This is a genomic window from Anaeromyxobacter soli, assembly GCF_022808855.1.
In the GTDB taxonomy this organism is placed as follows: domain Bacteria; phylum Myxococcota; class Myxococcia; order Myxococcales; family Anaeromyxobacteraceae; genus Anaeromyxobacter; species Anaeromyxobacter soli.
Genome location: NZ_JAKZLF010000041.1, coordinates 23,602 through 37,500 on the forward strand (window position 1 = coordinate 23,602; position 13,899 = coordinate 37,500).

Consider the following 13,899-nt stretch of genomic DNA (forward strand, 5'->3'; position numbering starts at 1 on the left):
GTGCTCTCGCGCCGGAGCCCGGCTCGCGCGAGCGGGCCGTCACGGCGCCGCTAGATCCTCACGAACCACGCCGCGAGCGCGGCGGCGAGCGCGAGCACGAGCGCGAGCCCTACCCGGAACGGCGCGCGGTGGCGGATGGGGAACTCGGCCGCGGTGGCGGAGCCGCGCACGTCGGCGACGCGCGTCGCGCGGAGCGTGGAGAGATCGACCTTCGAGAGCGCGACCTCCTCGGTCGCGTAGCCGCGGTTCGCGAGCAGCGCCACGAGGCGCGCGCGGGGGTGGAGCTTGCGGCCGACGAGGCGCGCGGCGGTCGCGTCGAGCACGCGGGCGAGGGCTGCGGCGGAGGAGATGCGCGCGGCGGGCCTCCTCGAGAGGCAGCGCTCGATGGCGTGCGCGAGCCGGCGCGGGCAGTCGGGCGCGAGCGCGCGGACCTTCTTGAAGCGGCCGCGCGAGATGGCGGCGAACAGCTCCTCGGCGTTCTTGCCGCGGAACGGCTTCTCGCCGGTGACGAGCTCGTAGAGCGTCACCCCGAGCGCCCACACGTCGGCGCCCGGCCCCTCCTCCTCCCCTGCGAGCACCTCCGGCGCCATGTACGAAGGGCTGCCCACCAGCATGCCGGCCTTGGTGAGCGACAGATCGTCGGCGCCCTTCGCGATGCCGAAGTCCATGAGCTTCACCTCGCCGTCGCGAGAGACCATCACGTTCGCGGGCTTCACGTCGCGGTGGAGGAGCCCGTTGAAGTGGACGTAGTCGAGCGCGTCGGCGATCCGCGCCCCGACCACGGCCACGCAGTCGGCGGGGAGCGCGCCGCCCGTCGCGAGGACGCGGGCGAGGTCGGCCCCGTCGACGAGATCGGTCACGAGGTAGAGGCCCTCGTCCTTCTCCACGAGGTCGTGGACGCCGACGATGGCCTCGTGCCGGAGGCGGGCGTAGGCCCGCCCTTCTCGACGGAACCGCTCCACTATCTCCTTGGAGCGCGCGAGCTTGGTGTCGAGCGCCTTCACGGCCACGGGGCGCTCGAGGCCGTCCTGGTGGGCCTCGTAGACGACGCCCATGCCGCCACGCCCGATTTCTCGGACGATCCGGCTCGTACCGACCTTGCGCACCATGGCCGGGCAGCTTGCGACGGCGGCAACCCGGCGTGCAAGCGGGCGGCTGCGCGTGGATGTGGGAGTCCGCATGATCCGAATGCGGAGCGATCCGGTCCTGGAAGAACGCCGAGGGCCCCCGGGGTTGTCGGAGGGGTCGGTCGATCTGCTACAGTTCTCGGGCTCCAGCGGCCCCACTCGACCAGTAGTCAATCCCGCTCGGCTGTTCCGCGGCGTAAACGCGCGCGCGGCGGCGCGCACGTCCCGAGGAGGCATTACCGATGGCGAACAGGCGCATGGTGACCATGGACGGCAACGAGGCCGTCGCCTCGGTCGCCCACCGGATCAACGAGGTGATCGCGATCTACCCGATCACCCCCTCCTCCAACATGGGCGAGTGGGCGGACGAGTGGTCGGCCAAGGGACGGAAGAACATCTGGGGCACCATCCCCTCCGTCTCCGAGATGCAGTCGGAGGGCGGCGCGGCCGGTGCGGTGCACGGCGCGCTGCAGGCGGGAGCGCTCACGACGACCTTCACGGCGTCGCAGGGCCTGCTCCTCATGATCCCGAACATGTACAAGATCGCGGGCGAGCTCACCGCGTTCTGCATGCACGTCAGCGCGCGCACGCTCGCGACGCACGCGCTCTCGATCTTCGGCGACCACTCCGACGTGATGGCGGTCCGCCAGACGGGCTTCGGGCTGCTCTCCTCGGCGTCGGTGCAGGAGGCGCACGACTTCGCGGCCATCGCGCAGCGCGCCTCGCTCTTCTCGCGCATCCCGTTCCTCCACTTCTTCGACGGCTTCCGCACCTCGCACGAGGTCGCGAAGATGGAGGAGCTCACCGACGACGACCTCCGCCAGATGATCCCGGAGGAGCTCGTCGCCGCCCACCGGTCCCGGGCGCTCACGCCCGACAAGCCGAGCGTGCGCGGCACGGCCCAGAACCCCGACGCGTTCTTCCAGGCGCGCGAGGCGTGCAACCCGTTCTACGCCGAGGCCGCCGAGCACGTGCAGGAGGCGATGAACGCGTTCGGCAAGCTCACCGGCCGCAACTACAAGCTCTTCGAGTACGTCGGCCACCCTGAGGCGGAGCGCGTGGTCGTCGCGATGGGCTCCGCGTGCGAGACGATCGAGGAGACCGTCGAGCACCTCGTCGCGAAGGGCGAGAAGGTCGGCCTCGTGAAGGTCCGGCTCTACCGGCCCTTCGATCTCGGGGCGTTCATGACGGCCTTCCCGCGGACCGTGCACCACATCGCGGTGCTCGATCGCACGAAGGAGCCGGGCGCGCTCGGCGAGCCGCTCTACCAGGACGTCGTCACCGCGCTGCGCGAGGCGGAGCAGGCGCACATCGACCGCTTCCACCACCAGCTCACCGTCATCGGCGGCCGCTACGGCCTCTCCTCCAAGGAGTTCACGCCCGGGATGGTGAAGGCGGTCTACGACGAGCTCGGGAAGCCGCGGCCGAAGCGCCACTTCACCATCGGCATCAACGACGACATCAGCAACACGTCGCTCAAGTACGACTCCGCCTTCGACACCGAGCCCGCCGGCGTCGTGCGCGCGCTCTTCTACGGCCTCGGCGCGGACGGCACGGTCGGCGCGAACAAGAACTCCATCAAGATCATCGGCGAGGACACGCCCAACTTCGCGCAGGGCTACTTCGTCTACGACTCGAAGAAGTCCGGCTCGGTGACGATCTCGCACCTGCGCTTCGGGCCGAAGCCGATCCGCTCCGCGTACCTCATCTCGAAGGCGAACTTCGTCGCCTGCCACCAGTTCGGCTTCCTCGAGAAGTACGACATGGTCGAGGCGGCGGCGCCCGGCGCGACCTTCCTCCTCAACTCGCACTACGGGCCCGACGAGGTCTGGGACCACCTGCCGGCCGAGGTGCAGGACGAGATCCTGCGGAAGAAGCTCAAGGTCTTCGTCATCGACGCGTACAAGGTCGCGCGCGAGACGGGCATGGGGGTGCGCATCAACACCATCATGCAGACCTGCTTCTTCGCGATCTCGGGCGTGCTCCCGCGCGACGAGGCGATCGGGCACATCAAGAAGACGATCGAGAAGACCTACGCGCGCAAGGGGCCGGAGGTCGTCCAGAAGAACTTCGCCGCGGTGGACCACACCCTCGCCCACCTCTTCGAGGTGAGCACCGCGAACCGCAAGGTGAGCGGGACGCCGCGCCCGCCTGCGGTCGCCGAGGTGGCGCCGGACTTCGTGAAGCGCGTCACGGCGCTCATGCTCGCCGGCAAGGGGGACCAGCTCCCGGTGTCGGCCTTCCCGGTGGACGGCACCTGGCCGACCGGGACGTCCAAGTGGGAGAAGCGCTCGATCGCGCTCGAGCTGCCGGTGTGGGAGCCGAGCCTCTGCATCCAGTGCAACAAGTGCGCGCTCATCTGCCCGCACGCGGCGATCCGCCCGAAGTTCTTCGCGCCCGAGGTGCTCGCCTCCGCGCCGAAGACCTTCGTGACGATGGACTTCAAGTCGCCGGAGGTGAAGGGGAACAAGTACGCGCTCCAGGTCGCCCCGGACGACTGCACCGGCTGCTCGCTGTGCGTGGAGATCTGCCCGGCCGAGTCGAAGACCGAGAAGGGCAAGAAGGCGATCAACATGACGGACGCCAATCCGCTCAAGGAGAAGGAGCGGACGAACTGGGCGTTCTTCCTGTCCATCCCCGAGGCGGACCGCACCCGCGTGAAGCTCGACGTGAAGGGGACGCAGTTCCTCCAGCCGCTCTTCGAGTTCTCCGGCGCCTGCACCGGCTGCGGCGAGACCCCGTACCTGAAGCTCCTCACGCAGCTCTACGGTGACCGCGCCATCATCGCGAACGCCACGGGCTGCTCCTCCATCTTCGGCGCGAACCTGCCGACGACGCCGTACACGCAGGACGAGGCGGGCCGCGGTCCGGCCTGGGCGAACTCGCTCTTCGAGGACAACGCCGAGTTCGGCTTCGGCATGCGGCTCGCCATCGACAAGCAGGCCGAGCACGCGAAGGAGCTCCTCGGGAAGATGGGCACCGCCGTGGGCGACGGGCTCGTCGAGGAGATCCTGAAGGCCGAGCAGGGCGACGAGGCCGCGATCGGGAAGCAGCGCGAGCGCGTGAAGCTCCTCAAGCAGAAGCTCGCGAAGCTCGACACCTTCGAGGCGCGCTGGCTCTCGAAGATCGCCGACTACCTCGTCCGCAAGTCGGTCTGGATCGTCGGCGGCGACGGCTGGGCGTACGACATCGGGTACGGCGGCCTCGACCACGTCATCGCGCAGGGCCGCGACGTGAACATCCTCGTGCTCGACACGGAGGTGTACTCGAACACCGGCGGCCAGGCGTCGAAGGCGACGCCCATGGGCGCCGCGGCGAAGTTCGCGGTGGCCGGAAAGACCTTGCCGAAGAAGGACCTCGCCATGCTCGCCATGAGCTACGGCCACCCCTACGTCGCGCGGGTCGCGCTCGGCGCCAAGGACGCGCAGACGGTGAACGCGTTCAAGGAGGCGGACAGCTACACCGGCACCTCCGTCATCGTCGCCTACTCGCACTGCATCGCGCACGGGTACGAGATGTCCGAGGCGCTCGGGCAGCAGGAGAAGGCGGTCGAGTCCGGCTACTGGCCGCTCTTCCGCTACGATCCGCGGCGCGTGGCCCAGGGGGAGAGCCCGCTCAAGCTCGACAGCCCCGCGCCGAAGATCGACCTCGCCCGGTTCGTCGAGAACGAGACCCGCTTCCGGCAGGTCGAGGCGGCGAACCCCGAGGGCTTCGCGAAGATGCTCGCGCAGGCGCAGAAGGACGTCCGCGAGCGCTACGCGCTCTACGAGCAGCTCGCCCGCGCGATGAACCCGGCGAACCTCGTTCCCGGCGCCGCCGCCGCGACCCCGGCCGCTGCCCCGGGGAAGCCGCCGCCGCCCAAGGCGCGCGCGTAGCCTCGAGGAGCCGCGCGAAGACACGACGGGCCCGATCCGCTCCGGCGGGTCGGGCCCGTCTTCTCTCCGGGGGCGCGCGCTACTTCAGCGTCGCGAAGCGCGCGTCCAGGAGCTCGACCTCCGCGACCACCCCCGCGTGATCGCTCGGCCACAGCGCGACGTCCTCCGACACCGCGACGCGATCCTCCGAAGCCTCGCCTACCACCTCCGCGGAGCGCGGCACCATCGGACCGCGGAAGAGCACGTAGTCGATGCGCTCGTCGAGGTCGATCGCCGGTATGGAGAGCACCTCGGGGTAGGGGCTCGTGAAGCCCGCGTCGTCGGGGTTCACGACGGGCCACACGTCCGTGAAGCCTGCGTCCGCGAGCGCCGCGGCGCCTTCCGTCCCGGGCAGCGAGTTCAGATCGCCGGCGAGGATGACCCGCGAGGTCCCCGCGGACGACGCCTCGGCGAGCTTCGTCGCCTGCGCGACGCGAACGGTCGGGTCGTAGGCCTCGAGGTGCGTGTTCACGAACCGCAGCCGCTCCCCGCGGTACTCCACCTCCACGCTCGTCCAGCCGCGGAGGATCGCGAGGGGCTGCCCCAGCACGTCGAAGTGGACGAGCTCCGGGCAGGCCGGATCGGCGGCGCAGGAGTCCGGACCGTAGACGTCCGAGCGCGGGTCCGACACGTGCAGCCCGGGCTCGTCGGCGCGGGTGAGGATCACGTCGCGATCGGTGATGGCGACCGTCTCGCCGGTCGCGATGGGCACCGCGAGGCTGGTGAGGGGGAGGACGACGGCGGGCGCGTACGAGAGGCCGCGCTCCGCGAGCTTGTCGAGGAGCACCTCGAGGTAGTCGAAGCGTACCGCGAAGTCCGCGGAGCCGGCCGGCGCCTTCTGCCAGAGGGTGACCTCCTGCAGCGCGACCAGATCCGGCGAGGTGGCGGCGATCTCGTCGGCGATCCCGTCGAACCGGGCGAGGACGTCGTCGGACCCGTAGCCGCGGTCGTTCGCCTCGACCGTCGTCCAGATCGTGGTCGCGGCGGTGACCAGCTCCGAAACGGACCGCGCGGCGAGGGCGGGCCCGAGCTCGGCGCCGAGGTAGAGGTTCCGCGTCATGACCGTGAGCTGCTTGTTCCCGCCGGCGTTGCCGGGATCGACGGCGGACGCGCTTGTCGCATCCGAGGAGGAGGAGAGGGTGGGCGCGGCGGCCGGGCCGCAGGCGGCGAGCGCCGCCGCGGCGACGAGCGCGAAGAGGGAGGACGGCGCGACCTTCGAGAGGGCCATGGCGCACCTCGGGCCAGGGTTGGCGGAGAGTGCGGGGAGCCTAGCGTGGCCTGCTCGCCCGGACGCCGGGCCTGGAGGGACGCCCCATCGCGCGCACCATTCGTGTCGGCCCTTCGCGAGCCCCGTGGCGCGAGCGCAGATCGCGAGCGAAAGGTCGTTGACCCCAATCAGGCTCGCGCTTCGGCCCCCATTTCGGTCATAAGGAGGGGTCCGCCAGCAGGGGCGGTCCTTGTTTCCGATCAAGAGGAAGGCACGCATGGCGAGGCGACCCCACCGGATGGCGACGCGCGTCGCGGCGATCGCGCTCACATTCCTGGCGCTCGGCGCCTGCAAGCGCGGCGGTGACGGAGCGGGCGGAAAGGCGGCCGCGCCGGAGCCGATCACCCTCGCGCCCGAGAACGTCGCCACGGTGACCGAGCGGACGCTCCAGGCCGGGCCGGACATCTCCGGGACGCTGCGCGCCAAGCGCGCCGCCGCCCTGCGGGCGGAGGTCGGCGGGACCGTGCTCGAGGTGCTCGCCGAGGCGGGCGAGCGCGTCCCGCAGGGAAAGGTCCTGGCACGCGTCGACGTGACGGCGCTCCGAGACGCGCTCGTCGCGGCCCAGTCCGGCGTCTCCGCCGCACGAAACTCGCTGCACGTGGCGGAGGCGAACGCGAAGCGGGCGCGGACCCTCGCCGAGGCGGGCGCCTTCGCCGTCCAGCAGGCGGAGCAGGCCGAGGCGGCGCTCGAGGGCGCGCGGGCGCAGCTCGCCGACGCGCAGTCGCGGTTCGTCTCCGCCCAGCAGCAGGTGGCGAAGTCGCAAGTCAAGGCGCCGTTCGCGGGGGTCCTGTCCGAGCGGCAGGTGTCGGTGGGGGACATCGTGGCGCCGGGGGCGCCGCTCTTCACGGTCATCGATCCGGCCCGGCTGCAGTTCGAGGGATCGGTGCCCGCCGCGCAGGTCGGCCTCGTGCGGCCGGGCGCGCGCGTGGACTTCACGGTCACCGGCTTCGAGCAGGTGTTCCAGGGCGAGATCGAGCGCGTGAACCCCGCCGTGGACCCCGCCACCGGGCAGGTCCGCGTCTACGTCGACGTGAAGAACGACGACGGCCGGCTCATCTCGGGGCTCTACGCGCACGGCCGCGTCGCCGCGGAGAGCGCCACCGGACCTGCGGCGCCGGCCAGCGCCGTGGACGACTCGAGCAAGCCGCCCACCGTGATGCGCGTCGCGGGCGGGAAGGTCGAGCGGGTCTCGGTGGAGGTCGCGCTGCGCGACGACGTGACCGGCGCGGTGGCCTTCCGCTCGGGCGTGACCGCGGGCGACGTGCTCGTGCTCGGCTCGGCGCGGGCGACGCTCCCGGAGGGGGCCCCCGTGCGCGTCGCGCAGCCGGAGGCGCCGGGGGCAGGCGCCGGGGCGCCGCCGAAGCAGGAGGAGCGGAGGAGCGCGAGGCCGGAGGACGGCGCGCAGGCGTCGGACGGCGGGGGGCGGTAGATGTTCGTCTCCGACTTCGCCATCAAGAAGCCGATCGTCACCGTCACGGTGATGCTCGCGCTCGTCATCTTCGGGCTCGTGGCGCTGTTCGCCCTGAAGACCGACGAGTTCCCGGACGTGCAGCCGCCCGTGGTCGCCGTCACGATCGTCTACCCGGGCGCGTCGCCGGAGACGGTGGAGCGCGAGCTCATCGATCCCATCGAGGACGCGATCTTCTCGATCAGCGGGATCGACGGGAAGCAGACCACCGCCTCCGCCACCGACGGCCTCGCCCAGTTCATCGTCTTCTTCGACTTCGAGAAGAACCTGCAGGAGGCGACGCAGGACATCCGCGACGCCATCAGCGAGAAGCGCGCCGACCTGCCGCTCGAGATGGAGGAGCCGATCATCACGCGGTTCGATCCGTCCGACGAGCCGATCGTCTCCCTCACGCTCACCTCGGACTCCATCGACGTCCCGGCGCTCACGCGCCTCGCAGACGAGGTCGTCTCGCGCGAGCTGCGCGCCGCGCAGGGGGTCGCCGACGTCCGGCTCGTCGGCGGGCAGAAGCGCGAGCTCACCGTGGAGCTGAACCCGCAGGCGATGGCCGCCGCCGGCGTCGCGGCGAACGACGTGGTCGGGGCGCTCCAGGCGCAGAACCTCGCCGCGCCGGTCGGGCGGGTGAACACGAAGCTCGGCGAGCAGTCGATCCGGCTCACCGGGCGGCTTCAGACGCCGGAGGAGTTCGCCGCGCTCGCGGTGGCGACGCGGAGCGGACAGGTGGTCCGGCTCGGGCAGGTCGCGTCCGTGAAGGACGGCGCGGAGGAGCCGCGCACGCTCGCCCTCTACGACTCCTCGGAGGCGGTCGGCCTCGAGGTGCTGAAGACGAAGGGCTACTCGACGACGGCGGTCGCCGACCAGATCAAGGCGCGCGCGAAGGCGCTCGAGGCGCGGCTGCCCAAGGCCGCCAAGCTCCAGGTGGTCCAGGACGCGGGCCAGCGGGTGCGCCGCTCGGTGAACGAGGTGCAGACGACGCTCGTCGAGGGCGCGCTCCTCACCGTGCTCGTCGTGTTCTTCTTCCTCAACTCCTGGCGCTCGACCGTCATCACCGGCCTCGCGCTGCCGGTCTCGGTGCTCGCCGCCTTCATCAGCGTCTGGGCGTTCGGCTTCACGCTCAACACCATGTCGCTCCTCGGGCTCTCGCTCGCCATCGGCATCCTCATCGACGACGCCATCGTGGTGCGCGAGAACATCGTCCGGCACATCGAGCTCGGCGAGGACCACACCACCGCCTCGTTCAAGGGCACCGACGAGATCGGCCTCGCGGTCGCGGCCACGACCTTCTCGATCGTCTCGGTGTTCGTGCCGGTCGCGTTCATGTACGGGGTGGCCGGCCAGTGGTTCAAGCCGTTCGCCCTCACCATCGCCGCGGCGGTGCTCGTCTCGCTCTTCGTCTCCTTCTCGCTCGACCCCATGATGTCGGCCTACTGGCCGGACCCCCAGATCGAGAAGGGCCAGGCGCGCGGCCCGGTCGGCCGGGCGCTCGGCGCGTTCAACGCCTGGTTCGACCGGCAGGCGGACCGCTACAAGGGCGTCGTCTCCTGGGCGCTCGACCACCGCTGGATCATGCTCGCGGTCGCGTCCCTGTCGTTCTTCGGCGCCATCTTCCTGCAGGGGGCGTTCGGCGGCGCGGGGTTCGTGCCCATCTCGGACCGCAGCGAGGTGAGCCTCATCGTCCAGACGCCGCCGGGGTCGTCGCTCGAGTACACCCGCGCCAAGGTCGAGGAGGCGAACGCGATCGTCCACCGCCACCCGGAGGTGAAGTACGTCTACTCCTCCATCGGCACGCCCATCCCGCTGCAGGCTCCCGGCGTGGATCAGGCGCTCGTCTACGTGCGGCTCGTGCCGAAGAAGGACCGGGGCGTCTCGCAGGACGCGCTCGGGGCCGTCCTCCGCCGCGAGCTCTCGCGCGTCGCGGGCGCGGACATCTCGGTGTTCACGAGCGGCTTCGGCGGGGCGTTCAAGTCGATCCAGCTCGAGCTGCGTGGGCCGGAGTCGCGCGTGCTCGCCCAGTACGCGGAGCGGGTGAAGGCGGTCGCGCAGTCGGTGCCGGGCGCGGTGGACGTCGGGCTCTCCACGCGCGGCCAGAAGCCGGAGCTCGAGGTGGCGGTGAACCGCGGCCTCTCCGGCAACCTCGGCGTCACCGTCGGGCAGATCGCGCAGTCGCTCCGCATCGCCTTCGCCGGGCTCGACTCGGGCGACTGGGTGGATCCGACCGGCGAGACCCGCGACGTGATGGTCCGGCTCGCCCCCGAGGCGCGCGAGCGCGCCGCCGACCTGCGCCAGCTCCCGCTCGTGCTCCACGCGCAGAACGGCGGGAACCCGCAGGTGGTGCCGCTCGGGCAGGTCGCCGCGGTGCGGGAGGGGCTCGGGCCCGCGCAGATCTCCCACCTCGACCGCGAGCGCGTCATCAACATCCAGGGCAACGTCGCGGGCCGCTCGCTCTCCGAGGTGGTGCAGGACATCGAGAAGCGGCTCGGCGCGGAGGTGAAGCTCCCGCCGGGCTACACGCTCCGCCAGGGCGGCGAGAGCGCGGACCAGGCCGAGGTGTTCACGCGCGTGGGCCTCGCGCTGCTCCTCGCCGTGCTGCTCATGTACCTCATCCTGGTCCTTCAGTTCGGCTCGTTCCTCGACCCGCTCGCCATCCTCATGTCGCTCCCGCTGTCGCTCATCGGCGTCGTCGGCGCGCTCCTCGTGACGGGGGACACGCTCAACATCATGAGCCTCATCGGCGTCATCCTCCTCTTCGGCATCGTCGCGAAGAACGCCATCCTCCTCATCGACTTCGCGAAGTGGGCGCGCGAGGAGCGAGGCATCTCGATCCGCGACGCGCTCGTCGAGGCGGGGCGGATCCGCCTGCGGCCCATCATGATGACGAGCGTGGCGATCATCGCGGGCATGATCCCGGTCGCGCTCGGCCTGGGCGAGGGCGGCGACTTCCGTGCGCCGCTCGGGCGGGCGGTGATCGGCGGCGTCATCACCTCGACGCTCCTCACCCTCCTCGTCATCCCCACCGTCTACGAGATCATGGACGGCCTCCGGGAGCGGGTGCGCCGCATGTTCCGCCGCGTCCTGCGCCCGGGCCACGCCGGCGAGGGCGGGCACGAGCCCGCGCCGGCGCCGCACGCGCGCGCGGGCGGGGTGCGGCGCGAGCTGGACTGAGCGGGCCTAGCCCATCCCCCTCAGCGCCGCCTGCGCGGCGTGGTACCCGCACATCCCGTGGACCCCGCCGCCCGGCGGCGTGGAAGCCGAGCACAGGTAGAGGCCGCGCACGGGCGTGGACCAGGGGACGAGCCGCGCGGCCGGGCGGAAGAGCGTCTGCGCGAGCGTGTTCGCCCCGCCGCCCACGTCGCCGCCGACGAGGTTCGGGTCGTCTGACTCGAGCGCGGCGGGGCCTCGGACCGCACGCGCGAGGACGCGCTCGCGGAAGCCCGGCGCGAACCGCTCGAGCTGCGCCTCGATCCCCGCGAGCGCGTCGCCGGCGAAGCCGTTCGGGACGTGGCAGTAGGCCCAGGCCGTGTGCCGGCCCGGCGGCGCGCGCGAAGGATCGAACAGCGTGGGCTGCGCGACGAGCACGAACGGTCGCGCCGGGGATTCGCCTCGCCACACGGCCGCCTCGGCGGCGGCGATCTCCTCGAGCGAGCCCCCGAGGTGCACGGTCCCCGCCCGCTCGCACTCCGCGGCGCGCCAGGGGATCGGGCCGTCGAGGGCGTAGTCCACCTTGAACGCGCCGGGACCGTACCGGAAGCGCGCGAGCGCCGCGGCGTAGCGCCGCGGCAGGCGACCGCCCGCGACGCGCAGCACCTGGCGCGGCGTGAGGTCGAGGAGGGTCGCGCGCGCGGTCGGGAGCGCGTCGAGCGAGGTCACCTCCTCGCCCGTCACGATCGTGCCCCCCCGCGCCCGGACGAGGCCCGCGAGCGCGTCGGCGATCGCCTGCGCCCCGCCGGCCGGGAACGGCCAGCCGAGCGCGTGGCCCGCCCCGCCGAGCACGAGCGCGAAGGCCGCGCTGGGCGTGCGCTCGAGCGGGAGCTGCGCGTGCGCGGCGAGGCCTGCGAGGAGCGCGCGCGCCCGCGGGCCACGGAAGCGCGCGCGGGCGAGCGAGGCGGCCGGCACGAGCGCGGGCAGCCCGAACCGCGCGAGGAGGAGCGGTCGCCGCGGGACGCGCAGCAGGCCGCCGAAGAGCTCCTCGACGAGCGCCTCGAACCCGTCCGTGATGGGCTCGAGGAGCGCCCGCCACGCCCGGGCGTCGGGGCCGTCGAGCGAGTCCCCCGTCGCCGCGAAGGAGCGCGAGAGGAGCGCGGCCGTGCCGTCGTCGAACGGGTGCGCGGCCGCGGCGGGGGGCTCGATCCAGGAGAGGCCGTAGGCCGCGAGCGGCAGCCGGCGCAGGAAGGGCGACCCCGCGGCGAGCGGGTGGACCGCGGAGCAGTGGTCGTGGCGAAAGCCGGGGAGGGTGAGCGGCAGCGTGCGCGCCCCGCCGCCCACCTCGGCGTTCCGCTCCAGCACGCGCACACGCACCCCGGCGGCGCCGAGGGCCACGGCGGCCGCGAGGCCGTTCGGGCCGGAGCCGACGACCACTGCGTCCGGGGAGATCACCGGCCGGTGGTAGCGCGCGCGGCCGGGTCGCGCGAGCGCCGCGCCGGGGGGCTCTCCGGTCGAGTGCGTCAAGGCGGCGCGACGGGCGCCCGCTCGACGGCGTACAATGTGTCGTCAGATCCTTTTCGTGGCTCGTGCGTTCGAGAGCCTGAAGGCCCGGAGCGACGGTGCCGCCGGACGAGAGCGACGAACGACTCATGCTGCGGTTCCGGGGGGGCGACGCGCGGGCCTTCGAGGCCCTCATGCGCCGCCACCGCGCGCCCGTCTTCTCGTTCCTCGTGCGGCTCACCGCCGACCGGGCACGGGCCGAGGATCTCTGTCAGGAGGTGTTCCTCAAGGTGGTGAAGGCGTCCCGCACATGGGAGGAGCGCGCGCGGTTCAGGACCTGGGTGTACGCGATCGCCCGGAACCTCGCGATCGACGAGGCGCGCCGGGCGGCGTTCCGGCGCGCGGAGCCGCTCGACGCGCCTGGCCCGACGGGCGCGGCGGCGCACGCTGCGGACGGTCCGTCGCCGGACGCGGCCGCCGACGCGGCGCTCCTCCGGCCCCGGCTCGAGGCGGCGCTCGCGGCGCTGCCGGCCGAGCAGCGCGAGGTGTTCCTGCTCCGCGAGTACGCCGGGCTGCGCTTCGCGGAGATCGCGGAGGTGACCGGCACGCCCGAGAACACTGTGAAGAGCCGGATGCGCTATGCGCTCGAGGCGCTGCGCGTGGAGCTCGCCGCCGCGGGCGTGGGCCCCGACGACGGCGCGCCGTCCGCGGCGGGAGGGGCGTCCCGATGAGCCACGAGCGCTTCGCCGAGCTCCTCCTCGAGCACGCCTACGGCGAGCTGTCGCCACGCGAGGCGCGGGAGGTGGAGGCGCACGCGGCCGCCTGCGCGGAGTGCGCCGCGGAGCTCGCGCGCATCCGCGCGACGCGGCAGACGATGGCAGCGCTCCCCCAGGAGCGCGCGCCCGAGGCCGGCGAGCGGATCCTGCTCGCGGCGGCCCGCGAGGCGGCGCGCGAGCGCGGCCCGGCGCGGATCCTGCCCCGCTGGAGCTGGTCCGCCGCCGCCGTCGCCGCCGTCCTCCTCACCGTGGGGGCGGTCTCGTACCGGCTCCTCGCGCTGCGCCCCGCGGCGGAGCGGCCGGGCGAGGAGCTCCTCGGGCACACGCAGTACGCGGAGGCGCCGCCGGCGGCAGGTTCGGGCGCGGCGAGCGACGCGGCGGCGCCCGTCCCGGACGGTCCGGGCGCGACCCCGTCCGCCTCGCGGGCGGCCGGCGCGGACGGGGAGGCGCCCGCGCCGTCCTCGCGTCGCGCCGAGCCCGCCGCGCCCGCGAGGAGCCGGGTCCGCTCCCTCGCCGCGCAGGAAGAGGGGGGGCGTGCAGCGCCGGCCGCTCCCGCCGTGGAGGCTGCGCCGGAGGCGCGCGCTCCCGCGCCGTCGCGGAAGGCCGAGGCGAGCCCTGCTGGCGAGTCGGAGGACGCGGGCTTCGCGGCGCCGCCCGAGCCGGCAACCGCGCCCGGCGCCTCGCGCGAGGAGCCGCCCCGCGCCGC

Annotated in this window: 8 protein-coding genes; 5 read left to right on the top strand and 3 right to left on the bottom strand. The window is 73.0% G+C overall.

Going from position 1 to position 13,899, the window contains the following annotated elements; translation table 11 throughout:
- Positions 1-50: 50 nt before the first annotated feature.
- Positions 51-1,109: a serine/threonine-protein kinase gene (locus MLV88_RS20990; RefSeq protein ID WP_242339656.1), complete on the bottom strand. Its 1,059-nt coding sequence runs from the start codon at positions 1,107-1,109 to the stop codon at positions 51-53.
- A 260-nt stretch (positions 1,110-1,369) separates the two neighbouring features.
- Between MLV88_RS20990 and nifJ the strand changes: the two genes are divergently transcribed.
- The gene (gene nifJ, locus MLV88_RS20995; RefSeq protein ID WP_242339654.1) at positions 1,370-5,002 is read left to right on the top strand and encodes a pyruvate:ferredoxin (flavodoxin) oxidoreductase; all 3,633 of its coding nucleotides are present in this window, start codon (positions 1,370-1,372) and stop codon (positions 5,000-5,002) included.
- 79 nt (positions 5,003-5,081) lie between these two features.
- On the opposite strand, the gene MLV88_RS21000 is transcribed toward nifJ, so the two are convergent.
- Positions 5,082-6,269 carry an endonuclease/exonuclease/phosphatase family protein gene (locus MLV88_RS21000; protein ID WP_242339652.1) on the bottom strand — a complete coding sequence of 396 codons (1,188 nt, stop codon included), beginning with the start codon at positions 6,267-6,269 and terminating at the stop codon, positions 5,082-5,084.
- 256 nt (positions 6,270-6,525) lie between these two features.
- Between MLV88_RS21000 and MLV88_RS21005 the strand changes: the two genes are divergently transcribed.
- Positions 6,526-7,737 carry an efflux RND transporter periplasmic adaptor subunit gene (locus MLV88_RS21005; protein ID WP_242339650.1) on the top strand — a complete coding sequence of 404 codons (1,212 nt, stop codon included), beginning with the start codon at positions 6,526-6,528 and terminating at the stop codon, positions 7,735-7,737.
- The gene (locus tag MLV88_RS21010) at positions 7,738-10,938 is read left to right on the top strand and encodes an efflux RND transporter permease subunit (RefSeq protein ID WP_242339648.1); all 3,201 of its coding nucleotides are present in this window, start codon (positions 7,738-7,740) and stop codon (positions 10,936-10,938) included.
- A 6-nt stretch (positions 10,939-10,944) separates the two neighbouring features.
- On the opposite strand, the gene MLV88_RS21015 is transcribed toward MLV88_RS21010, so the two are convergent.
- Complete coding sequence (locus MLV88_RS21015) at positions 10,945-12,369, bottom strand: phytoene desaturase family protein (RefSeq protein ID WP_242361229.1); 1,425 nt, start codon at positions 12,367-12,369, stop codon at positions 10,945-10,947.
- 167 nt (positions 12,370-12,536) lie between these two features.
- On the opposite strand from MLV88_RS21015, the gene MLV88_RS21020 reads away from it, so the two are divergent.
- Both MLV88_RS21020 and MLV88_RS21025 read left to right on the top strand, forming a co-directional pair.
- Positions 12,537-13,148 carry an RNA polymerase sigma factor gene (locus MLV88_RS21020; protein ID WP_308197065.1) on the top strand — a complete coding sequence of 204 codons (612 nt, stop codon included), beginning with the start codon at positions 12,537-12,539 and terminating at the stop codon, positions 13,146-13,148.
- Positions 13,145-13,899, top strand: a 755-nt coding sequence (locus tag MLV88_RS21025; RefSeq protein WP_243338622.1) for a zf-HC2 domain-containing protein, incomplete at its 3' end; no start/stop codon positions are given. The genes MLV88_RS21020 and MLV88_RS21025, both read left to right, overlap by 4 nt.

Coding starts and splice junctions, on each gene's coding strand:
- MLV88_RS20990 (WP_242339656.1), bottom strand. CDS start 1,109: ATGGTGCGCAAGGTCGGTACGAGCCGGATCGTCCGAGAAATCGGGCGT.
- nifJ (WP_242339654.1), top strand. CDS start 1,370: ATGGCGAACAGGCGCATGGTGACCATGGACGGCAACGAGGCCGTCGCC.
- MLV88_RS21000 (WP_242339652.1), bottom strand. CDS start 6,269: ATGGCCCTCTCGAAGGTCGCGCCGTCCTCCCTCTTCGCGCTCGTCGCC.
- MLV88_RS21005 (WP_242339650.1), top strand. CDS start 6,526: ATGGCGAGGCGACCCCACCGGATGGCGACGCGCGTCGCGGCGATCGCG.
- MLV88_RS21010 (WP_242339648.1), top strand. CDS start 7,738: ATGTTCGTCTCCGACTTCGCCATCAAGAAGCCGATCGTCACCGTCACG.